This is a genomic window from Streptomyces sp. NPDC050433 (genome assembly GCF_044458565.1).
Lineage (GTDB): Bacteria > Actinomycetota > Actinomycetes > Streptomycetales > Streptomycetaceae > Streptomyces.
This window is the reverse complement of record NZ_JBITIB010000019.1, coordinates 69,555-91,603: the sequence shown is the minus strand read 5'-3', so window position 1 is coordinate 91,603 and position 22,049 is coordinate 69,555. Positions and strand designations below refer to the sequence as shown.

Annotated in this window: 20 protein-coding genes; 10 read left to right on the top strand and 10 right to left on the bottom strand. The window is 71.7% G+C overall.

Annotated features, from left to right (window positions below):
- Position 1 precedes the first annotated feature (1 nt).
- The gene (locus ACIBLA_RS23335; protein WP_399199728.1) at positions 2 to 1,006 is read left to right on the top strand and encodes a tetratricopeptide repeat protein; all 1,005 of its coding nucleotides are present in this window, start codon (positions 2 to 4) and stop codon (positions 1,004 to 1,006) included.
- Between the two features lie 195 nt (positions 1,007 to 1,201).
- On the opposite strand, the gene ACIBLA_RS23330 is transcribed toward ACIBLA_RS23335, so the two are convergent.
- Together ACIBLA_RS23330 and ACIBLA_RS23325 are read right to left on the bottom strand one after the other, a co-directional pair.
- Positions 1,202 to 1,567, bottom strand: a complete 366-nt coding sequence (locus ACIBLA_RS23330; RefSeq protein WP_363244683.1) for a PH domain-containing protein — start codon at positions 1,565 to 1,567, stop codon at positions 1,202 to 1,204.
- Positions 1,568 to 1,631: 64 nt separating this feature from the next.
- Positions 1,632 to 2,639: an alpha/beta fold hydrolase gene (locus ACIBLA_RS23325; RefSeq protein ID WP_399199727.1), complete on the bottom strand. Its 1,008-nt coding sequence runs from the start codon at positions 2,637 to 2,639 to the stop codon at positions 1,632 to 1,634.
- Between the two features lie 363 nt (positions 2,640 to 3,002).
- On the opposite strand from ACIBLA_RS23325, the gene ACIBLA_RS23320 reads away from it, so the two are divergent.
- Complete coding sequence (locus ACIBLA_RS23320) at positions 3,003 to 5,861, top strand: LuxR C-terminal-related transcriptional regulator (protein WP_399199726.1); 2,859 nt, start codon at positions 3,003 to 3,005, stop codon at positions 5,859 to 5,861.
- A 140-nt stretch (positions 5,862 to 6,001) separates the two neighbouring features.
- Here ACIBLA_RS23320 and ACIBLA_RS23315 read toward each other — a convergent pair whose 3' ends face one another.
- The gene (locus tag ACIBLA_RS23315; protein WP_399199725.1) at positions 6,002 to 6,568 is read right to left on the bottom strand and encodes a hypothetical protein; all 567 of its coding nucleotides are present in this window, start codon (positions 6,566 to 6,568) and stop codon (positions 6,002 to 6,004) included.
- 192 nt (positions 6,569 to 6,760) lie between these two features.
- Positions 6,761 to 7,768 (bottom strand): threonine/serine dehydratase, encoded by a 1,008-nt coding sequence (locus ACIBLA_RS23310; RefSeq protein ID WP_399199724.1) that lies wholly within the window; start codon positions 7,766 to 7,768, stop codon positions 6,761 to 6,763.
- A 225-nt stretch (positions 7,769 to 7,993) separates the two neighbouring features.
- On the opposite strand from ACIBLA_RS23310, the gene ACIBLA_RS23305 reads away from it, so the two are divergent.
- Entirely contained in the window at positions 7,994 to 8,971 is a 978-nt protein-coding gene (locus ACIBLA_RS23305; protein ID WP_399199723.1) for a sporulation protein, read from the top strand.
- A 16-nt stretch (positions 8,972 to 8,987) separates the two neighbouring features.
- On the opposite strand, the gene ACIBLA_RS23300 is transcribed toward ACIBLA_RS23305, so the two are convergent.
- The gene (locus ACIBLA_RS23300) at positions 8,988 to 9,920 is read right to left on the bottom strand and encodes a M56 family metallopeptidase (protein WP_399199722.1); all 933 of its coding nucleotides are present in this window, start codon (positions 9,918 to 9,920) and stop codon (positions 8,988 to 8,990) included.
- Positions 9,921 to 9,923: 3 nt separating this feature from the next.
- Entirely contained in the window at positions 9,924 to 10,319 is a 396-nt protein-coding gene (locus ACIBLA_RS23295; RefSeq protein ID WP_363244618.1) for a BlaI/MecI/CopY family transcriptional regulator, read from the bottom strand.
- A gap of 117 nt (positions 10,320 to 10,436) precedes the next feature.
- On the opposite strand from ACIBLA_RS23295, the gene ACIBLA_RS23290 reads away from it, so the two are divergent.
- Positions 10,437 to 10,736 carry a twin-arginine translocase TatA/TatE family subunit gene (locus ACIBLA_RS23290; protein WP_399199721.1) on the top strand — a complete coding sequence of 100 codons (300 nt, stop codon included), beginning with the start codon at positions 10,437 to 10,439 and terminating at the stop codon, positions 10,734 to 10,736.
- Here ACIBLA_RS23290 and ACIBLA_RS23285 read toward each other — a convergent pair.
- Positions 10,730 to 12,919 (bottom strand): MMPL family transporter, encoded by a 2,190-nt coding sequence (locus ACIBLA_RS23285; protein WP_399199720.1) that lies wholly within the window; start codon positions 12,917 to 12,919, stop codon positions 10,730 to 10,732. The genes ACIBLA_RS23290 and ACIBLA_RS23285 overlap by 7 nt on opposite strands.
- 173 nt (positions 12,920 to 13,092) lie before the next feature.
- A complete protein-coding gene (locus tag ACIBLA_RS23280) occupies positions 13,093 to 14,004 on the bottom strand; it encodes a hypothetical protein (protein WP_399199719.1) in 912 nt (303 codons plus the stop codon).
- 452 nt (positions 14,005 to 14,456) lie between these two features.
- Between ACIBLA_RS23280 and ACIBLA_RS23275 the strand changes: the two genes are divergently transcribed.
- Positions 14,457 to 15,041, top strand: a complete 585-nt coding sequence (locus ACIBLA_RS23275; protein ID WP_363240471.1) for a carbonic anhydrase — start codon at positions 14,457 to 14,459, stop codon at positions 15,039 to 15,041.
- A gap of 124 nt (positions 15,042 to 15,165) precedes the next feature.
- On the top strand, positions 15,166 to 16,683 hold the full coding sequence (locus tag ACIBLA_RS23270; RefSeq protein ID WP_399199718.1) for a SulP family inorganic anion transporter: 1,518 nt from the start codon (positions 15,166 to 15,168) through the stop codon (positions 16,681 to 16,683).
- Positions 16,684 to 16,734: 51 nt separating this feature from the next.
- Here the strand turns inward: ACIBLA_RS23270 and ACIBLA_RS23265 are convergent, their stop codons facing one another.
- Positions 16,735 to 17,853, bottom strand: a complete 1,119-nt coding sequence (locus tag ACIBLA_RS23265; protein ID WP_399199717.1) for an NADH:flavin oxidoreductase — start codon at positions 17,851 to 17,853, stop codon at positions 16,735 to 16,737.
- Positions 17,854 to 18,108: 255 nt separating this feature from the next.
- Here ACIBLA_RS23265 and ACIBLA_RS23260 point away from each other — a divergent pair, with 255 nt between their 5' ends.
- Positions 18,109 to 18,423, top strand: coding sequence for a metallophosphoesterase (locus ACIBLA_RS23260; protein ID WP_399199780.1), 315 nt, complete (start codon positions 18,109 to 18,111; stop codon positions 18,421 to 18,423).
- Here ACIBLA_RS23260 and ACIBLA_RS23255 read toward each other — a convergent pair.
- The gene (locus ACIBLA_RS23255) at positions 18,393 to 19,379 is read right to left on the bottom strand and encodes a helix-turn-helix transcriptional regulator (RefSeq protein WP_399199716.1); all 987 of its coding nucleotides are present in this window, start codon (positions 19,377 to 19,379) and stop codon (positions 18,393 to 18,395) included. The two genes, ACIBLA_RS23260 and ACIBLA_RS23255, sit on opposite strands and share 31 nt — an antisense overlap.
- 119 nt (positions 19,380 to 19,498) lie before the next feature.
- On the opposite strand from ACIBLA_RS23255, the gene ACIBLA_RS23250 reads away from it, so the two are divergent.
- From ACIBLA_RS23250 to ACIBLA_RS23240, 3 genes are all read left to right on the top strand, one after another.
- The gene (locus ACIBLA_RS23250) at positions 19,499 to 20,056 is read left to right on the top strand and encodes a DinB family protein (RefSeq protein ID WP_399199715.1); all 558 of its coding nucleotides are present in this window, start codon (positions 19,499 to 19,501) and stop codon (positions 20,054 to 20,056) included.
- A gap of 4 nt (positions 20,057 to 20,060) precedes the next feature.
- Positions 20,061 to 21,170: a winged helix DNA-binding domain-containing protein gene (locus ACIBLA_RS23245; RefSeq protein WP_399199714.1), complete on the top strand. Its 1,110-nt coding sequence runs from the start codon at positions 20,061 to 20,063 to the stop codon at positions 21,168 to 21,170.
- 270 nt (positions 21,171 to 21,440) lie between these two features.
- On the top strand, positions 21,441 to 22,007 hold the full coding sequence (locus ACIBLA_RS23240; RefSeq protein ID WP_399199713.1) for a snapalysin family zinc-dependent metalloprotease: 567 nt from the start codon (positions 21,441 to 21,443) through the stop codon (positions 22,005 to 22,007).
- The last annotated feature ends 42 nt before the right edge of the window (positions 22,008 to 22,049 follow it).

Below are 22,049 nucleotides of genomic sequence, written 5' to 3'. Positions count from 1 at the left end.
CATGACCGATGTGACCGATTCGGCGCGGGCACTGAGCCTCCAACTGACGCTCCAGCGGGCGCACTCGGCGGCCCGCGCGGGTGATCTCGACCTGGCGGCACGGCTGCTGGACGAGCTGGGTGAGCCGGGTGAACTGGGCGAGCCGGGCGAGCGGGACACGGAGCTGCCGACGGTGGTGGCCGCCCTCAATCTGCGTGCCAAGGTGCATGCCCAGCGTGGCGAGCTGCCCGAGGCGGAAGCGTGCTGGTCCCGCGTGGAGACGCTGGCGCCCGACGACCCGGACGCGGCGGCGGGCCGCCGCACCCTCGCGAAGATCGCCGCCGGCCGCCGGCACGCCCGCCCGGTCGTCCACACCGGCCGGGTCGCGGTGATCGCCGCGGCACTGGCCGGAGCCGCGCTGATCGGCGGTGGCGGCTGGCTCCTCGCGAACACCGACCGAGGTGCATCGGGGTCCGTCGCCGAGGCGGACACCGGATCGGAGCGACTGCGGGCGGAGTCGCTCCGTGCCGACGAGCTGAAGGCGCGCCTGTCGGCGATCGAAGGGGGCCGTACGGCCGACGCCGAGCGCCGGGACAGCACGCTCGACGAGGCCGCGAAGCGGCTGGACATGCCGGGTGTGGAGATCCGGCGGCATGCCGGGGACGTCCAACTGGTGTTCCGTACGGGGGTGTTCCCGTACGACTCCGTGATCAGCCCGGAGGGCGCCGAGGAGCTGAGGGAGATCGGCCGCAGGCTGGCCGACCTGACGGGGGTGGAGACCACGGTGGTGGGGCACTCGGTCGCCGTACCGGGCGGGGCGCCGAGCGGCGGCTCCGTGGTCGCGCTGAACCGTGCCCGCGTCGCCGCCCAGTATCTGGCGCAGGACAGCGACCTGCGGCTGACGGACTTCCGGCTGGTCAGCGCGGACCAGCGGCAGGGCCCCTTCCCGGCGACGGACGCGAACGCACCCCGAAACCGCACGGTCACCCTGCTGATCACCCCGAAGGCACCACCGCCCCCGCCCTAGGGCGTGTTGCGAAAGTCCCGCCTGGCCGACGACGCCTGGCACGCACGCTCGCCGCGTTGTCGGAGTCTCCCGAGTACGCCCAGTACGAGGGAGATCCTCCGCCTTGCGATCGCACGCACCAGACGCCGTCGGCCCCGCCCTCCGGACGGACGGCGCTACTTTCGCAACACGCCCTAGAGAACCCCCGCCCGCCTGCTACCGGGCCGCGAACTGCGTGAGGATGGCCTGCACTTCGTAGATGTCGACGCCCTTGGTGAAGGTCTTCTGGATCGGCACCGAGGCGCCGGAGAGCCAGATCTTCAGCTCGGCGTCGAGATCGAAGGTGCCGGCCGTCTCCACGGCGAAGTGCGTGATGCTCCGGTACGGAATCGAGTGGTACTCGGTCTTCTTGCCGGTTATCCCCTGCTTGTCGACCAGGATCAGCCGCCGGTCGGTGAAGAGGATGCTGTCCCGGATCAACTGGTAAGCGGCATGGACCTGTTCGCCCTGCCCCAGCAGCCGCGCGTAGTCCTGCTGGGCGGTGGCCGGATTGATGGTGTGTGCGTTCCCGAAAAGCGCCACGAGGTCCCCCATTGATCCAAGTTGATCCATCTTGCGCGATCTTCGTACTGTACCTGTCGGCGAATCAGGAGCGGGAACACGGCGGTGACGTCGTGCCGAATTCCTCCGGTTCGGTGGCGTACGGCAGGCCCTCCAGCGGGCGGTCGGTGCAGAAGCGCGCCATGAGGTCGGCGAAGTCCGCGATGCGTTCCACCGGGGCGAGGTGGTCCGTCTCCTCGACCGTCATGAACCGGGCCGCCGGCAGGCAGGCGGCCATGGTGCGGCCCATGGCGGGCGTGGTGAGGGTGTCGTGCTCACCGGTGACGACCAGGCTGGGGACGGCGGGGGTCGGTTCGGGGCGGTACCACTCGTGGCGCATCAGCCGGGAGTTGTGCTCCGCGGACATACGCAGCTGCTCGGGGTTCTGCGCCGCGATCTGCTGGTAGACGAGTCGGGCGACGGCGGCCTTCTTGCGTACGTGCCCGGTGCCGGGGGGCGACATGAACCGGTCGGCCAGCTCACGGGCGATGGGCTCGGTCTCACCGATTCGGATCATGCCGTCCCAACGCTCCATGGCCGCCGCGTAGTCGGCCGGAATGACGGTGGTCATCCCGACGAGCATCATCCGTTCGAGGAGATGGGGGTAGTGCTGGGCGAACCGTACGCCGATGGCTCCGCCGTAGCAGGCGGCCACCAGGTTGATGCGGGGGATGCGGAGTTCCTGGACGACGTGGCGTACGGCGGCGGCGAGGAAGTCGACCCCGTACTTCGCGGGCAGGAAGTCGGCGGTCCCGTAACCGGGCAGGTCGACGGTGATGACGGAGCTGAGCGGCGTGAGCCACTTCTCGTGCCGCTGCCACGAGTGACGGTCCTGGGAAGACCCGCCCAGGATCACGATGGGCTCCGTGTCCAGCCGGTCCTGGCCGGCGATGCGGCAGGTGTAGCGGAACCCGCCGAAGGTCAGATCGTGTTCGACGATTTCCGGGTGCTGCTCGGCGCCGTGGGCCGTTCCGTCGGTGGGCTGGGTCGGGAAGGAGAGGGGGGCGGCGTCGGCGGTGGGGGTGCGTGAGCTGGTGAACGCGTCGGTGGGCACAGGCACAGGGTGGCTCCAAGGACTGAGGTGGGGGTGTCGCCGTCCGGCAAGTGCCCCTGCACGTCCCGCAGTGGTGGCACACCGGATCCGGACGCGAGCGAGCAGGAGCATTTCCGCTTCACTGCTCTTTCCAACGACCAGAATTCGCCACGAAATCATCTGGAGCCGTGACTTGGGCAGAACGTGGAACGGGATTCCCCCGTACGAGTTCCAGGAATTCGCGCACATCTGCGCCTTGCGGCCGGGCGCACGGGGAGGGGGGTGGGGCTGACCGGGTGGTGGCTGTTCTGTACATGGCGCTGCGTGATAGGCAGCGAAGACCGGAGGACCCGGCCTGCGTGACGACCGTGAGGAGTGGGCTTCGTGCACGAGCGAGCGTGGGAGCGGCGACTGACGTCAGCGCTGTCCGGTACCGGGAAGGAGCCGACGCTGGTGCTGGTCGAGGGCGACGCCGGTATGGGGAAGAGCAGACTCGTCCACCGGCTGCTGGAGCTGCCACCGGCGCGGTCGGTGGCGCGGCTGGTGGTGACCTTCCAGGCCTCGGGCGGCTTCGCGGTCGCCGATCCGCTCGGCCCGGCGCCGCCCCCGGAAGCGGCGGCGCTCGGGGTGCGGCTCACCGCGTATCAGGCACTGGAGGCGCTGCTCGCCTCCGCACGCCCCGCCCTCCTCGTCGCCGAGGATCTCCACCACGCGGACGACGACTGTCTGGCTCTGCTGCGCGGGTTGCTGAGGGAGCCGCCCGCGCCCTTCGCGGCGGTGCTGACCTACCGGCCCGAGCAACTGCCCAGCCCCGGCCTGCCGTTGGGCCGGGCGGTGGACTATCCGGCGCGGCTGTCGGTCGTGCGGTGGCGGCTGGAGCCGTTGGACGAGGGGCGCGTGCGGTGCGTGGCGGGGGAGTTGCTGGGGGCGCGGCGGTGTCCGCAGGAGTTCGTGGGGCGGTTGCGGCAGCGGTCCGGCGGTGTGCCGCAGGTCGTCGTGGACCTGCTGCGGATGCTGCGGGACGGCGACCGCCACTGGGACCTCTTCACCGCCAGGGACGTGGACGAGGCGGGAGTGCCGGTCCGGCTGGCGGAGTTGGTGCTGGACAGGACCGCCGCGCTGGCCGGGCCGTACCGCCCGATCGTCTGGGCGGCGGCGGTGCTGGACGAGCCGGCGGGCGCCGAGGACCTGGCGGAGGTCGCGGGCTACCGCGGGGACGGCGGCCGTACGGCGCTGATCGCGGCGCTGGAGGGCTCGGTCCTGCGGGAGACGAGCGAGGGGCGGTACGGCTTCGCGGTGCCGCTGGCGGCGTCGGCGCTGTACGCGGAGTTGCCGGGGCCGGTGCGGGAGCGGCTGCACCATCGGGCGGCGGCGATGCTCGCCGCGCGGGAGCCGGTGCCCTGGGCGCGGATCGCGCGCCACTGGCGCGGCGGCGGTCGTACGGAGGACTGGTTGCGGGCCGCGGAGCACCTCGTGAACGACGACGAGGCGACCGTCACGCTGCTGGAAGAGGCGTTGGACGTGGGCGGACTCCCGCCCGACAAGCGGGGGCGGTTGGCGCTGACGCTCGCACGTGGCGCCGTACTGGGCCGGCGCTCGGAAGGGACCGTCCGCGTCCTGCGCGGGATCGTCGAGGACCCGGCGCTGCCCGCCGCGGACCGCGGCGAGATACGGCTCGAACTGGGCCTGCTGCTGCACAACCGCAAGAGGCGCTTCGAGGAGGGACGTGCCGAACTGCGCCGGGCGGCCGGCGAGTTGGCCGAGGCGGAACGGCCCGCGCTCGCCGCGCTGGCGATGGCGGCGCTGGCCAACCCGTTCTTCCCCGGCGCGTCCCTCGCCGAGAACGTGGCCTGGCTGGAGCGCGCGGAAGCGGCGGCCGAGGCGTCCGGGGACCGCGCGGCACGCACGGCGGCCGGTGCCTGCCGGGCGACGGTGCTGATGAACACCGGCGATCTGGAGGCCTGGCGGCTGGTGGCACGGCTGCCCCGTGACAGCGAGGACCGCGCCGGCCGCCAGCAGGTGGCGCGGGGACTGTGCAACACGGCCAACGGCGCGGTGTATCTGGGCCACTACCGGCGCGCGGACGAACTGCTGACGCAGGGCATCGAGCTGGCGGCGCGCAGCGGCGCGCCGTTCCTGGAGCGGGTCGGACGCGGTACGGCCCTGTTCCGCGACTGGCTGACCGGCCGCTGGGAGGGCCTGGCCGAGCGGTGTACGGGGCTGGTCGCCGAGGACGGCAGCGCCAGCGACGCCCGTGTGGTGCTGGCCCTGCTGGCACTGGCGAAGGGGGACTGGGCGGCGGTGCGGGACTGGCTCCCGCCGGGCGACCCGCCGTCGCCGGAGCCGTACGGCACGTACGAGAGTCGCGCGTACGAGAGTCGCGCGTACGAGAGTCGCGCGTACGAGAGCGATGTGCACGAGCGCCGCGTGCACGAGAGCCGTGTGTACGAGACCTGCGAAGTCCCGGTGGCGGCCACCGCGGCCGGCGCCCATATCCGGCTCCTGCTGGCCCGGCAGGACGTCGACGCCGCCGCCGAAGCCGCCGCGTCGGCCTGGGCGTGGCTCGGCGTCAAGGGCGTCTGGGTCTGGGGCGCCGAACTGGCTCCCTGGGTGGTCGAGGCCCATACCCGCGCCGGGCAGGGGGAGTTGGCGCAGCGGGTGGTGGCCGAGTTCGCGGCCGGTCTGACCGGGCGGGACGCCCCGTCGGCGACCGCCGCCCTGCTCTGGTGCCGGGCGGTGCTGGCGGAGACGGACGGCGAGTGGGTGCGGGCGCGGGCGCGTTTCCAGCAGGCGGGCGCTGCGTACGCCCGGCTGCCGCACCCGTACGCCCGCGCGCTCATGGCGGAGGGCGCGGGCCGTTGTGCGCTCCTGCTCGGCGGCGACAGGCCGGAGGCGGTGGATGAGGCCGTCGCGGAACTGATCCGCTGCGTCGAGGAGTTGACCGACCTGGGCGCGGTGTGGGACGCCGCGCGCGTACGCGCGACGCTGCGCGCCCACCGCCCGGCCGCGCGTCGGCCACCGGGCCGGCCGGCGTACGCGGAGCGCATGTCCCCGCGTGAGGGTGAGGTCGCGGAACTCGCGGCCACCGGGCTCACGAATCGCGAGATCGCGGCGACGCTGTATCTGTCGCCGCGCACGGTGGAACAGCACGTGGCGCGGGCGATGCGCAAGCTCGGCATCGCCAGTCGGCAGGGCCTGGCGAAGGAGGTGGCACGGGTCCGCCCGACGTACGGCGACGGCTGAGGCGATGCCGGCCGGCACCGAGCGGCGGCGCCGACCGCGGGCGGGGCACACAACGAAGGGCGGGCCGACCGTCGTGCGTGGTCGGCCCGCCCCGCCGGCGAGCGTCGCCGGTCGGATCTCTCAGAGAGTCATGCGAGGGATCAGCTGCACATCGTCGTGCGCATCACATCGGCCTGACTCGCCCAGCTCGCGCAGCCGGTGCCCGAGTGTCCGTACCAGTTGTGGCCGAACTCATGGGCGGCGAGCAGAGCGAAGTCGCCGACCATGGTGGACAGTTCGATGCGGTCACCGGCGCCCCAGTTGCAGCCCACGACGTTGCCTCCGCCGCAGCCCTGCACATAGCCGCTGACACAGGAGACCGGCGTACCGCTGGAGGCCGTCTCGGTCGCGCTGCCCCAGTAGTTGGCGCCCTGGCGTATCGCGCCTTCGCGACCGCTGCAGGACCCGGTGATGTGGTAGCTCCACGCCGGCACCCGGACGTCCCGCTTGGTGGCGTCCACCGGCGGGAGGTTCGAGATGTCACCGGTCTCGAAGCGGGGGGAGGGGGTGGGGTCCGCGACGGAGGCCTGGGTGGTGGCGGCCTGCGTCATCGCGGCGGGACGGGCGGTGTCGGTGTTCTCGACGGCATTGGCCGATGTGGGGAGCGCGAAGAGAAGGGCGGCGGCTACGGCCGATGCCCCAGCAATTCTTCGGAGTGACGAGAGCATGACATATCTCCTTGTGGGGGGAGTGGGCCCGTGGGACAGGCCCCGAACATGGGGGGATCGCCAGCAAATTACGTGCGTGGGTGCCGCCCGCCTATCCGGGTGCGCCGACATACGGATACGTAAAGAACCCCACCGCGCGTGCCGGTGGGGCGGGAGGAGCGGGCTCCAGGGGTTCAGCGGGGGCCGAAGCGCTCAGCGGAGGTCGAAGCGCTCCGCCCAGGACATGACGTCCGTCGTGGTCGCGTTGCCGCCGCACAGCACCAGGCCGAGGCGCGCCTCGCCGCCCACGCGCTCCAGCACGCGGCGGGCGGCCGGGACAAGACAGCCGGCGGCCGGTTCGGCCCAGACCTTCGCGTGGTTCGCGAGGTCGAGAGTGCCTTGGACGGCCTCGGCGTCCGGGACCACGAGTACGTCGCTGACCAGGTCGGACACATGGTCGTAGGTGAGCTGTGAGACGGCGGGCGCGCTGAGCGTGGAGACGATGGACGACAGCGGCACGGGCCTCGGCCCCCCGGCGGCCAGCGCCTCGGACATCGCCTGCGCGCCCTCGGTCTCGACGCCCCAGATCCGTACGCCGGGCAGGCGCGCGTGCAGGGCCGCCGCGACGCCGGAGATCAGCGCGCCGCCGCCGATGCTGACGAGCACATCCGTCAGCCCGCCCGCTCCGGCCTCTCCGGCCGCGCCGCCTCCGGACGCGTCGCCTCCCGGCGCGTCGTCGGCGAGTTCGAGGCCGACCGTGCCCTGTCCGGCGACGACGACCGGGTCGTCGAAGGGGTGGACCAGGCTCAGTCCGTCGGCCTGGAGCTGGGACATGAGCGCGAAGGCGCCGTCCATCGTGTCGGTCAGCCGTACCGTCGCGCCGGCCGCCTCGGCGATCTCGACGGCGCGCGCGGGCGCGGACTTCGGCATGACGACGGTGGCTTTCACGCCCAGCGAGTCGGCCATGACCGCGACGGAGATCGCGTGGTTCCCGCCGCTGACCGCCACCACCCCGGCCGCGCGGTCGGCCTCGCTCAGCGACAGCAGCTTCGCCGTCGCGCCGCGCGCCTTGAAAGAACCGGTGCGCTGCAACAACTCCAGCTTGGCGGTGACCGGGACCTCGAGCAGCGCCGACAGTCCGGGGCTCGGGACCGTCGGCGTACGTACGACATGCCCGGCGATCAGTCGCGCCGCCGCTTCGATGTCCGAGATGCCGATCACGACACGTACCTCCTGTTGGCGCCCGGTTGCCGCCGCCTCATGAGAGACCGTACACATCGCCGCCCGAGCGACCGACCGGGCCCTGCGGTCGCGCGCACGCACTCGGCCGCGGGTATCGGTTTTCAGCCGCGGCCCTCGCCACTCCCTATGCTTGACGCGTGCTTCTACAGCCTTGTAGAAGCACGCACGCATCAGGAATCCGGGAATGAAGGAGGGAACACCTCGATGGTGTTCAAGCGACTGCTCGGTTCACTCGGCGTCGGCGGGCCGACGGTGGAAACGGTGCTGGAGGACGGTGCGGTCCTGCCGGGAGGCACCTTGCGGGGCGAGGTACGGCTGGCCGGCGGGAGCGCGTCGTACGACATCGACCGCGTCACCCTGGAACTCGTCGCCCGCGTCGAGGCGGAGTACGACGAGGGGGAGAGCGAGGGCTACGTCGCCTTCGAGCGGTACGAGATCGGTGGCGGCTTCCGGCTGGGTGAGGGCGAGCCGTACAGCGTGCCGTTCGCGGTGCCGGTGCCGTGGGAGACGCCCATGTCCGAGCTGCACGGTGAACCGCTCGGCATCAGGCTGGGCGTACGTACGGAGCTGGATGTCGCCGGAGCCAAGGACAAGGGTGACTACGACCCGTTCGCCGTACGGCCGTTGCCGGTGCAGGAGGCCGTCCTGGAGGCGTTCGGCCAGCTCGGCTTCGGCTTCAGGTCGGCGGACCTGGAGCTTGGGCACATCAACGGGAGCGGCCAACAGCTGCCGTTCTACCAGGAGATCGAGCTGATCCCGGCGCCGGACTACGCGCACCGGCTGAACGAGGTCGAGGTGACGTTCCTGGCTCACGCGGGCGGGACGGAGGTCGTCCTGGAGGCGGACGGGCGCGGGGGCTCGGGCGTGGACGACGCCCTGAACCGGCACATGGTCGGCCACGACGAGGTGGCGCGCACCGACTGGAACACGGTGGTGGCGGGCTGGGTCGACCAACTCGCCAGCCGCTACCCGGATCACGGTCACGGCAACCTCCACGGCCATGGCCACAGTGACAGTCATGGCCACGGCCACAGCTCCGGCTCCGGCATCAGCACGGGCGCGGCGGTCGCCATCGGCGCGGCCGGCCTGGCCGTGGGTGTGGCGGGCGGCCTGGTGGCGGCCGAAGTCGTGGACGAGGTCGGCGACTTCTTCGAGGGCGACGAGGAGGAAGAAGAGGGCTAGGAGACAGAGCGGGGGACTAGAGCGGGGTCGCCGCCTTCAGTACGAAGAAGAGCGTGACGGTCGCGTTCGCCGACGACAGTGCCGAGCCGACCGTCCCCGCCGCCGCCGTCCAGACCGCCAGCCCCGCCGTGGTGAAGACCGAGGGCCACGTCATCGCGGCGGGCGCCGGCGCGAGCAGTGCGGCGACCCGGCGCGGTACGGGCCCGGCGCCGCCGATTCCGGCCAACGTCGGCGTCGGGGCCCCGCGCGACACGAGCGCGGCCTTCCCGATGGCTCGTGCGACCAGTCTGCGGCTGCCGGTGTTGCGGGCCGCTTCCTCGTCGGCCCAGCGCTCGGTCGTGTACGCCACGGCCGCCTGTAAGGGCCGCAGCAGCGGATTCGCCCGTGCCGCCAGCCGTACCGCGAGCAGCGAACGATGATGACGGCCCGTCAGATGTGCTCGCTCGTGTGCGAACAGGGCTTCTCGCTCTGTTGAGTTGAGGTGATCCAGCAGTGCGCTGGAGACGACGATCCGCCCCTGGGTACCTCCCGGCAGGGCGTACGCGTACGGCTCCCTGTCCGGCAGCACCACGAGCCGCCGCTCCGGCATCCCCTCCAGCGCGCGCCACGCCCGTCGCCGTATCCGCCGGTGCCGCGCCCCCGTGACCGCGCAGGCCACCGCCACCGCGACCAGCGCGGCGATCGCCGCCTTGCCGGCCACCTCGTCGTACGGGACGGCGTCCCGCACCTCCGCGTCCGACCAGCCGTCGGGCAGCGGATTTCCCGGCAGTTGGGCGGTCCCCACGACCACCAGCAGCCCCAGGCACAGCGTGCTGCACACCGCCAGCACCACGGCCAGCGCGGTCAGGAAGCGGGTGGCCAGGCGGGGATGGAGATGCTGCTCGGCCAGGCGCGCGACCGGCAGCGCCGTGAGCGGCAGCACCAGCGGCAGAAAGACGAAGACGCCCACGGGTCAGTCCTCCGCCTCGTCCTCGGTGGCGTGCAGCAGGTCGCGCAGCAGCCGCTCGTCGTCGTACGACAGGGCGGTGACGAACCGCGCGAGCACCGCCTCCCGGTCCGACTCCGCGTCCAGCACCCGGCGCATCCGCAGCGCGGCGAGCCCCGCCCCGTCGGAGGCCGCGCGCCACTCGAAGGAACGGCCCGAACGTTCGCGGGTCACCGCGCTCTTGGCCTGGAGGCGGGTCAGGATCGTCATCACGGTGGTGTACGCGAGGGTGCCGCCGAGCCGTTCACGTACCCATCCGGCGTTCACCGGCCCCGGCGCCTCCCGGAGCGCGGCCAGCACCTGCGACTCCAACTCGCCCTGCCCCCGGCGCCGGCGCTCGTCCGGGCTCTCGCGCTCGCTCACACCATCTCCCGTCAACTTCTACAGTCCTGTAGATTCTGACGCAGATCGCGGGCCCGTACCAGTGCGGGCCCGTTCCGGTGCGGTCAGCGACCGCGCCAACGCGGCCTGGAGGTTCCGTTGCTTGGGCTTGGTGAGCTGTCGATCATTCTGATCGTCGTGATTCTGGTGCTCGGTGCCAAGAGGCTGCCGGACCTGGCCCGTTCGGCGGGCAAGTCGGCCCGCATCCTCAAGAGCGAGGCCCGCGCGATGAAGGCGGAGAACCGGTCGGCGGACGGACAGTACCCGGTCCGCCCCGGCGAACCGATACGCGCCGAACCGATACGCGACGCGGAGCCCGTACGCGACCCCGAACCCACACACCGCGACCCCGAGGACCGCCGGCCACCCGGCCCCCGCCCCCCGACCCCGGGTCAGTGAGCGTCCTCCCGAGGCACCTCGACCGACAGGTTGGGCACGATCCGGCTCAGCCGGCCGGGCATGGCCCAGTTGGCCGGACCGATCAGATGCATCAGGGCCGGGACGATCAGGCCCCGGATGATCAGAGCGTCGACGAGTACGGCGAAGGCGAGGCCGAAGCCGAACTCCTGGAGCACATGGTCGTCGCCGATCAGGAACGAGCCGAAGACCAGGATCATGATGCCGGCCGCCGCCGCGACGATCCGGCCCGTCTTCGCCTGACCATGTGTCACCGACCAGTGGTTGGCGGCGACTTCGTCCGCGTGTGACGTGCCGTGGCGCCGGTGGTGCCACTCCTCCTGCATCCGGCTGACCAGATAGACCTCGTAGTCCATCGAGAGCCCGAAGAGCACCGAGAACAGCAGCACCGGGATGAACGCGTCGACCGGCCCCGCGACCGGCACGTTCAGCAGCGAAAGGCCCCAGCCCCAGGTGAACACGGCGTTCAGCGCGCCGAGCGCGGCGCCGACGGACAGCAGGTTCATCACCGCCGCCACCAGCGGGATCAGCACGCTGCGGAACACCGCCACCAGCAGCAGGAACGCCAGGATGACGACGATGGCGATGAACAGCGGCAGTTTCTCGCCCAGCACGTGTGAGAAGTCGATGTTGGTGGGCGTCACCCCGCCCACATGGACGGGGGGATGGCCCGGACCCTCGGCCTCGGGCGCCAGGTCGCGGATGGTGCTCACCAGGGTGACGGTCCGCTGCGACCCCGGACCGGTGGTCGGGTAGAGGATCGCGAGCGCGACCTTGCCGTTGGGCGAGGTCGTCGCCGGCGTCACCGACGCCACCCCCGGCGTTTTGGCGGCGGCGGCGAGGAAGTTGTCGAACGCCTGCGCGTCGTCCGCCGACTTCACCTCCGTCACCAGCTGGAACGGCCCGTTGTAGCCCGGCCCGAACCCCTTGGCCAGGGTGGTGTACGCCTGGCGGGTGGTGGAGCCGGAAGGGTCGTTCGCGGCGCCGGACGAGCCGAGGCGCATCCAGAACAGCGGCAGCGCGATCACGACGACAAGCGCCAGCGCGCACGCGGCCACCGGCACCCTGTACCGCTGCACGAACGTGGCCCAGCGCAGCCAGAATCCGGCGGCGTCGTCGGAGACCGGCCCCTTCTCCGCCTGTGCGCGCCGCTCGCGCCGCGAGAGGGTCTTCGGGCCGAGGAAGCCGAGCATGGCGGGCAGGAACGTCAGTGAGCCGGCCATGGTCAGCGCGACCGTGAGGGCGGACGCCGCCGACAGGCCGTACAGGTAGTCGATCCCGAGCGCGAACTGACCGAGCAGCGCGACACACACCGTGATCCCGGCGAACAGCACGGTCCGCCCGGAGGTGTTGACCGCCTGTGCCGCCGCTTCCTCGTACGACAGGCCGGTCCTCACCGCGCTGCGATGGCGGCTGATGATGAACAGGCCGTAGTCGATGCCGACGCCGAGCCCGATCAGTACGGCGAGGTCGCTGGACACGCTCGGGGTGTCCATGACGTGCGACATCAGCTTGATGAGGGAGGTGCCGATGACCAGCGCGACGGCGGCGGTCACCAGCGGCATCAGCGAGGCGAACAGCGCTCCGCCGAACACGATCAGCAGGATGACCAGCGCGGCGATCGCGCCCACCGCCACCGACAGACCGGGGCCCGGGCTCTCCTCGTTGGTGATGGACTGACCGCCGAGCGAGATACGGACGTGCGGACCGTCGGCGGCCTTGGCCGTGTCGATCAGCTTTTGGGCGTCCGCCTTCGTGACGTCGGCGGCCTTCATCTTCCAGTTCACGCCGGCGAACGCGATGGTGCCGTCCTTGCTGATCTGCGCGGCGCCCTGCGGGCTGTAGGGGCTGACGACCGACGCGATGCCGGGGATGGCGGCCACCTTGGTGAGCGCGGCGCTGACCGGCGTCCGCACCGAGTCCGAGACGACAGTGGCTCCGCCGGTCGCCTCGATGACGATCTGGTCGCTCTCGCCGGAGGCCTGGGGGAAGTTCTCGGTGAGCAGGTTCACGGCCGCCTGCGCGTCGGTGCCGGGCAGGCTCGCGCTCTCGTTGTACTTGCTGCCGAGCCCCGTGCTGAGCGCGACGGTGACGACCAGAACGAGGAGCCAGCCGGCGACGACTCCGCGGCGGTGCAGGAAACACCAGTGAGCCAGACGAGACACGATGTTTCTCCGCCGGGATGTCGAGTGACCGGACAGGACAGACGAAGACCTACGCGACGGCGACACGGCTCTGGCGAAACGTCACTCCAACGAGGGCGGGTCACTCACCCGCAGCTCCCTGCGCCCTGTGCCCTGCGCCGCGCGCTGCGGGTGCGGGCTGCGCGGGCTCCGCCTCAGTCGTCGTGCTCGGTGCCACCGTAGAAGTGCAGCTGTCCGAGCCATCGGATCGGTTGGCCGACGGGGAGGGGGTCACGCTCCGGTCGGGGGAGGGGGACCTTCGACCAGTCGATGTACGGCCGGCCCTCAGGCGGGTGATGAAGCGCCTCACGCAGCTCCGATCCCACGCCTTGCCCGCCCGGCACATGAGTCCACACCCCGAAGTCGTCGTCGAGGCTGTGGCCGCGGAGGGCCAGCCACTCGGCGAGATGGCCGTCCGCCTTGTCGCGTACGGTGGACGGGTCGTTCACCAGCCAGACCCACCCCTTGGTGCTTCCGCCGTGGCCGACGAGATGGGTCATCTCCAGCAGATGGAAGCCGTGGGGATGGTGGGTGCCGAAGCCGCCGGGCGGCTCGGGAAGCTCGATTCCGTCCAGTTGCTCCACCCGTGTCCTCGCGATGTCGTCGTACGGATCGAGCCGGACCGCCTCACGGTAGGCCGCCGCCGCCCGGTGGTCACCCAGCCAGTGCAGGGCGCACGCACGGGAGAAGACGGCGAGGTTGTCGGCCGGCCGGCGGGAGAGCGCGCGGTCCGCCGCGCGGACCACGTCGGCGGCCAGGGCCCGGCCGGGCCCGTCGTCCGGCGCGAGTTCGGCGGGCGGGTGGTGTGCGGCCTCGAAGTGGTCCTCGGTAGCGCCGAATTCCTCGTTGAGGTGCGCCCGCAGTCTGCCCAGGGCGAAGAGCGTCAGACAGCTCAAGGCGGTGGGGTCGTCGGGGACGCTCTCCTGGACGGCGGCGTAGGCGTCACCGACCTCGGCTTCGTCGTCCGCCAGTTCCTCGGGCAGTTCGTGCTCGGCCGCTTCCCAGTAGAACTGAAGGGCTGTCCCCGCGTCGGCGCGTGCCGACTCCATGTCCGCTGTGCTGTCCATGGTCGGCAAACTAGCCGCTGCGCCGAGTGCTCCGCGGCCGTTCCGTCCGGTCGCCGAAAGTTCCCGCACTGAAGATTCCCGGCCAACCGGCGACGGTCGCCCGACGCCGAATAATCTCCATGGTCCGGGTCAATTGTCGAACGTAAGGCCGGTTTTTCTCCCCTCGCGCCGCGACGCACCGATAGCCGGGACATGCCCCGTTCACATTCAGGTCACATGCGGCGAGTTTCCAGGATGATTTATCTGGCGTGATAGCGTCGCCACGATCAAGGTAATGCCTTGGTAAAGCGTACGGTCTTCACAGGAGGGCAGCCGGTCCGCGATGTCGCGGGCGGCGCGCTCCAGCCTGCCCGTGACTCTGTGCGGAGACGTCACGGACCAGCAGGTATCTCTCCCTGACCCGACCACACCGCGCCCCGTCCCCACACCGCGGGCGCAGGAGGCAGGCCGCCATGAAAGCCCTTATCGAAAACGCTCGTTCCTTTCCGGATCGCGTCGCCGAGCGACGCCATGAGTTCCGCGTCCTCGCCGCCGGGCAGCGGCCCGACGCGCTCTTCATCACGTGTTCCGACTCCCGCGTCGTACCGACACTCATCACCGGCGCGCGGCCGGGAGAACTCTTCGAACTGCGTACGGCCGGGAATATCGTTCCCCCGTACGATTCCGACCGCCCCAGCGGCGAGACCGCCACGATCCAGTACGCCGTACGGGTCCTCGGCGTGCGCGACATCGTGGTGTGCGGGCACTCCCACTGCGGCGCCGTCGGGGCGGTGGTGAGCGGGGCGGACCTCTCCGCCGTTCCCGCCGTACGGGGCTGGCTGGACCACTCCGTCAGCGGGCTCCCCGACGACGCGGGCGTCCCACACGCCGTACGGCACCACGTCGCGGCCCAACTCGACACGCTGCGCGGCTACCCGTGCGTCCGCGAGGCGATGGACGCGGGCACGCTCACGCTCAGTGCCTGGTACTACGAGGTCGACACCGGTGCCGTGAGCGTCCAACGGCCCGAGGCGGACGGGACGTTCGTGCCGCTCTGACAGGGCGCGAACCGCGGCATTGTCCCGCGTCGTCCTCGTCGTCCCGCGTCAGCGTTCCCGCGTCCGTGTCCTCTCGTCCGCCCGCCCCCCTCCCCCGGCGGACCGCTCCTCAAGGAACACACCTATGGCTTCTTCTTCCCTGATCTCGCAGTTGAAGGAACCCGCCGTCCTCCGACGTGACGTCCTCGCCTCGTTCGTCGTCTTCCTCGTCGCCCTGCCCCTGTGCGTCGGCGTCGCCGTCGCCTCCGGTGTGCCGGCCGAACTCGGCCTGATCACCGGCATCGTCGGCGGACTGCTCGTCGGCCTCCTGCCCGGCAGCAGCCTCCAGGTCAGCGGCCCCGCGGCCGGTCTGACCGTCCTCGTCTTCGAGGCCGTCCAGGAGTTCGGGCTCGGCGCGCTCGGTGCCATCGTCCTCATCTCCGGACTTCTCCAACTCCTCCTCGGGGCACTCAAGTTCGGGCGCTGGTTCCGGGCCATCTCGGTCGCTGTCGTGCAAGGCATGCTCGCCGGCATCGGGCTTGTCCTCGTCCTGGGCCAGGTCTACGCGCTCGCCGACGAGGCCCAGCCCTCCGGCGGGCTCGGCAAGATCGCCGGGCTGCCCGGACTCTTCGCCGAGGTACTCGGCGGCGGGGCGGCGCTGACGGCGTTCGCGCTCGGCGCCGCGACCATCGCCCTCCTCTTCCTGTGGCCGACGCTGCCCGCCAAGGCGCGCGTCGTCCCCGGTCCGCTCGCCGCGGTCGGGCTGGCCACGGGCGCCGCCGTCCTGCTGGACCTCGATGTCGCACGGGTCGAGGTCCGGGGGCTGCTCGCGGCCGTCGACCCGCCCGGTCTCGGGGACTTCGGCAGCCTGGCCGGCGTCGCCGTCATCGGCACGGTCCTCGCCTTCACCCTGATCGCCTCGGCCGAGAGCCTGTTCAGCGCGGCGGCGGTGGACCGTATGCACGACGGCCCCCGTACCGACTACGACAAGGAGCTGATGGCGCAGGGCGTCGGCAACACGGTCTGCGGCGCGCTCGGCGCGCTCCCGATGACCGCCGTCATCGTGCGCAGCGCCGCCAACGTGCAGGCGGGCGCGAAGACCTCACTCTCCCGAATCCTGCACGGCGTGTGGCTGCTGCTGTTCGCCGCACTGCTCCCGTTCGTCATCGGCGTCATCCCGCTCGCCGCGCTCGCGGGCGTCCTGGTGCACGCGGGGACGAAACTCGTGCCGGTCAAGGAGATCGTCCCGCTGTGGCGGACCCACCGCGGCGACGCCGTCATCCTCGGCGTCACCACCGCCACCATCGTGGTGGGCAACCTCTTCGAGGGTGTGGTGCTCGGACTGCTCCTGTCCGTCTGCAAGTCGGCCTGGGAGACCTCCCACATACAGCTCAACGTGCGTGAACTCACCGGCGGGCGCCTGGTCGTGGCCATCACCGGCAACGCGACCTTCCTCCGCCTGCCGCGCATCCTCGACCAGTTGGAGGCCCTGCCGCAGAACCGCCCGATCGAACTGGACCTGACCGGCCTGCGCCACCTCGACCACGCCTGCCAGGTGGCACTGGAGACCTGGTCCCAACGCCACAACGACGCGGACACGGTCCCGGTCCGTATGGTCCCGCCACCCACCCAGGACCGCTCCTCGGCCGCCCCCGTCGGCTGAGCGCTGTCCCCCGGGCCGTTCGCGGCCCGGGGGACGAGGCGCTGACTGTTGTCAGTGCAGCGTCTTCAGCATCGCCGCGTCGAAGGACCTGATGTCCCCGGTGCGCCCGCCCAGCGTCTTCGCCGGCCACTCCGGGTCGGCGATCAGGGCCCGGCCGACGGCGACCATGTCGAACTCGTCGCGTTCCATCCGGTCCAGCAGCTGATCGATGGGGGTGACCCCGGAGTCCTTGCCCTGGAAGGACTCGTTGAAGACACCGTCCAGGCCGACCGAGCCGACCGTGACCGTCGGCCTGCCGCTGATCTTCTTCACCCAGCCGGCGAAGTTCAGGTCGGAGTCGTCGAACTCCGGCAGCCAGTAGCGCCGGGTGGACGCGTGGAAGACGTCGACACCGGCTTCGGCCAACGGCGTGAGCAGGGTGTCCAGTTCGGCGGGCGTCCGCGCGAGCTTCGCGTCGTACAGGCTCCCCTTCCACTGGGACATGCGGAAGAAGAGAGGGAAGGAGTCGGACACGGCGGCGCGGCAGGCCGCCACGATCTCGGCCGCGAAACGCGTACGGGCGACGATGTCGCCTCCGTAGGCGTCGGTACGGCGGTTGCTGCCGGCCCACAGGAACTGGTCGATCAAGTAGCCGTGCGCGCCGTGCAGTTCGACCCCGTCGAAGCCCAGGCGCTCGGCGGCGGCAGCCGCGTCGGCGAACGCGCCGATGACATCGTCCAGGTCCTTCTGCGTCATGGCGCGCCCCTTGGGCTCACCGTCCAAGGACACGCCCGACGGACCGACCGGCTCCGCGTCGGCCACCGGCGGGGTGCCCTCGGCGCGCGTGACACCCACATGCCACAGCTGCGGGATGATCGCGCCGCCCGCCCGGTGGACGGAGTCCGCGACACCCGCCCAGCCCGCGAGCGCGTCCTCGCCGTGGAACCGGGGGACCCGGTCGCTGGTGCCGGCCGAGTCGTGGTCGATGTAGGTGCCCTCGGTGATGATCAGCCCCACGCCGCCCGTGGCGCGCCGCGTGTAGTAGTCGGCGACGTCCTGGCCGGGAACGCCGTCCGGGGAGAAGTTCCGGGTCATCGGTGCCATGGCGATGCGGTTGCGCGTGGTCAGCCCGCGGACCGCGAAGGGGCGCGCGAGGGTGTCCGCCGAGCGGCGGGCGTAGACGTCTGTCATGGCAGTCCTGTTCCTCGGATGGGGGTGTCCGTCCGTCGCCAACACATGAGCGCGGCGTACGCATCCCCGTTCGGCGCCGATGTGGCGCAGGTCTCCGGACGGGTCGGCGACGGCCGTTGTTCAGTGCGGCTTTGTCGACCCGTCGCCGGGGCGCGGCACACGATCCCCACGGACACGCATGGTGAAGAGAGCTGGGAGATCGTATGAGTACGTCCATTCCTTCCGGTCCGGACCGGAAGGCAGGACAACCGCGACCTGCGGGGCCGTTACGACGAGGAGAGCCCGCGCTTCGCGCTGGCGGTACTGCCGGACACGCAGTACCCCTTCGACGCCGACAGCTCGGACCCCGACCCGCTGCGGGAAACCTTCCACTACCTCGTCTCCGAGCGCGCGGAGGCGAACATCGCCTTTGTGACGCATCTGGGCGACATCACCGAACACGGCACGGAGCAGGAGATCACGCTCGCGGCCGACACCTTCCGCACCATCCACGGCAAGGTCCCCTACAGCGTCCTCGCGGGCAACCACGACATCGACGGTCAGGGCGGGCCGGCTGCGGCGTCGGCGTAGCGGCGGGCCAAGTGGGCGAAGGCGGCCCTGAGTTCGGGCGGGCCGACGACCTCGACGGCGGCGTCGAACCTGCCGATGGCGGCGGCGAGGCCGGGCCATGACCAGGACCCCAGGACGAGCCGGCAGCGGTCCGGACCCAGTTCCTCGACGAGCCCGTCGTGGGTGTGACGGGACACCTCGGCGGCGGGCAGGTCGAGGATCACCTCGCCCCGGCAGGGCCAGTGACCGGAGTCGTCGGAGCCGTAAGAGCCCTGGAATCTGTTGACGACGAAGGCCGCCACGTCGCCTCCGGGCAGTGCGCGCGGGGTGAAGCGGGGGCCTGTCGGCGTACGGGTGCGAGTGATCCGGTCCGCGCGGAACGTACGCCAGTCCTCGCGGTCGAGGTCCCACGCGACGAGATACCAGCGCCCGCCCCAGGTCACCAGATGGTGGGGCTGCGTCCGGCGCGGCGGAGGGTCGGGGGTGCCGGCGCTCGGGTAGTCGAAGCGCACCTCCTCGCTCGCGTGGACGGCGGCGCTGAGCGCCATCAGCACACCGCTGTCGGCCTGCGGGCGCGTCCGCGCCGTGGGCCGCTCCACGGCGGTGACCCGGAGGGTGTCGACGCGGCGGCGCAGCCGGGCCGGCATGACCTGCCGGATGGTGTTCAGCGCACGGGCCGCCGCCTCCTCGATACCGGCGCCCGTGGTGGTGGCGATCTGGAGCGCCACGGCGAGAGCGACGGCCTGCTCGTCGTCGAAGAGCAGCGGGGGCAGTTCCGTACCGGCGTCGAGCCGGTACCCGCCCTCGGGCCCCTTGGTGGCCACCACGGGATAGCCCAGCTCACGAAGCCGGTCGACATCGCGGCGTACGGTGCGCGGGCTGACGTCCAGCCGCTCGGCGAGCAGCGCGCCCGGCCAGTCCCGGCGGGCCTGGAGCAGCGAGAGCATCGACAGCAGGCGTGCGGAGGTCTTCGGCATGGCGCCGATTGTCGCCCGAGAAGCGGTCACCACCTGTCCTCTTCTCTTGCGACGGTTGTGCCGTGCCGCAACACGAGCGGGACCACGTGAACGTGAACCACCGGAAGGACCCGATCAGCATGGCTACCAATTCCTCCGAGCGCACCGACCTGCTCGCCGCGCTCGCGACCGCGCGATCCGCCCTGACCAACACCGTGCGCGGACTCAGCGACGAGCAGCTCGGCGAGCACCCGACGGTCAGTTCGCTGTCGCTCGGCGGGCTGATCAAGCACGTCGCGTCCACCGAGGAGGCGTGGCTGCGCTTCGTGGTCGACGGCCCGTCGGCGATGAGCTTCGACCTGTCGGCCGGTGTCACCTGGGCCGACTTCGCCGCCGGTACCGCGACCGAGTACCCGCAGTGGGCGATCGACCGTGAGAACGACTTCCGGATGCTGCCCGGCGACACGGCGGCCGGGATCCTCGCGCGCTACGAGCGGGTGGCGGCCCGCACGGCGGCGACCCTCGCCGCCGTCCCCGACCTGTCGGCGACCCACCCGCTGCCGGAGGCGCCCTGGCACGAGCCGGGGACGGTGCGCAGCGTACGGGGGGTGCTGATGCACGTCATCGCCGAGACCGCCCAGCACGCCGGGCACGCGGACATCCTGCGCGAGTCGATCGACGGCCAGAAGTCGACCTGAACCGATGCCCGTTCGCACTGTTCTCGGCACCCGCGCGCTCAACCGCGCGACACTTGCACGCCAGTTGCTGCTCGACCGCTCCGACCTCCCGGTCCTGGACGCCGTCGCGCACCTCGGCGGTCTTCAGGCGCAGGAACCGCAGGAGCCTTATCTCGGGCTCTGGTCACGGCTGCGCGCCTTCGAACCGGCCGCGCTCTCGGGCCTGTTGACCGGGCGGCAGGTGGTGCGGACGCATCTCATGCGCCGTACGGTCCACCTCGTCACCTCGGACGACGCGCTGGCGTGGCGGGCCCGCCACGAGGCCATGCTGCGGCAGCGGGTGCTCGGGGTGTACCGCCGCGAACTGGAAGGAATCAATCTGGGCGAACTCGCGGCGGCGGGGCGGGCGTTGATGGCGGACGGCGAGCCGCGCACGATGACCGAGCTGGCGCGGGCGCTCGCCGCGCGCTGGCCCGCGCCGGGGCCGCGGGCGCTGGGGGAGATGGTGATCAGCGCGCTCGTACCGATGGCGCAGCTGCCGCCGCGCGGGCTGTGGCGGACCAAGGCGGGTGTACGTAACGTGCTGCTCGCCTCCTGGCTCGGGCGCGAGGTCGCCGACCTGCCCGCCGACAGCTCCGATCCGGTGGGCCAGGCGCTGCTCCGGCGCTATCTGGCCGCGTACGGTCCCGCCGCCTCGGCCGACCTGCGCGCCTGGTGCGGCCTTGCCGGACTCCCGGCGGCGGTGGCGGCGGCACGCGAGGAGCTGGTCTCCTTCCGGGACGAGCGCGGCCGGGAGTTGCTGGACCTCCCGGACGCGCCGCGCCCCGATCCCGACACACCGGCGCCGGTGCGGTTCCTGCCGGCGTTCGACAACGCGATCCTCGGCTACCACGACCGCGGCCGGATCATCGACGACGACCACCGTGGTCTGTCGGTCGCCGGTGAGCGGGTCGTCCTGGTCGACGGCCGGGCCGCCGCGACCTGGCGCGTCGAGGCGGGCACCGTGACGGTCACCCCGCTGGGCCGGCTGTCGCGCGCGGACCGTACGGCTGTCGCCGAACAGGGCCGGGAGGTGGCGTTGTTCCTCTCCGACAACGAGAGCGACGGCGTACGGGTGGCCACGTCGTCCGAGTAAGAGAGAGGGCGAAGGACACGGGGAGGGGTACAGCTGGCTGAAGCCGGCCCAGCTGCCACGCCGGCGACCTCCCCGGCTACGCCACCCGCACCGGTGCCACGGAGGACGGCCGCCGCGTCGTCGTCCTGGAGGCCACGGGCGACGACCGCACCCGGTGACGCGGTCGATCAGGTGCGCCGGATTGACGGATTGGTGTCAGGCATCGCTGGGCAGTGAGCAGGGGAACTTCATGTCATGTTCACGACTGTCTCTCCCCCAAGGAGGCCGACCATGCACATCCGTAAGTTGACCGGCGGGCTCGTCGCCGCACTGGCCGTGACGATTTCCCTGATGGGTGGCCAGGCCGCCGCCGCTCCCGCCCCGGCCGCGGAAACGGCCGTGGCCGCGCGCGTGATCACCTACGACGCCAGCGGCGCCGCGGAGTTCAGGTCCGCGGTCGACCAGGGCGCGGCGGTCTGGAACGCCAGCGTCGACGCCGTCGAACTGCGCCCGGCCGCGGCCGGCCAGTCCGCCAACATACGCGTCATCGCGGACGACGGCTGGCCCCGCGCCCAGACCACGTCCCTGGGCAACGGCACCGTGTGGATGGGACGCCAGGCCGTGAACGAGGGCCACAACACGATCCGTATCGCGTCCCACGAACTGGGTCACATCCTGGGCCTCCCGGACATCAAGCCCGGCCCCTGCTCAAGCCTGATGTCCGGCTCCAGCGCGGGAACGTCGTGCACGAACGCCTACCCGAACGCGGCCGAGAAGTCCGCGGTCGAGCGCTACTTCGGCGGCGCGTTCACGCGGACGGCCGGGGACGCCCCGCTCAACACCCTGATCGTGGGCTGACGTACGACGCGTGACTCCCGGCAGGAGTGCCGGTACGCCCCG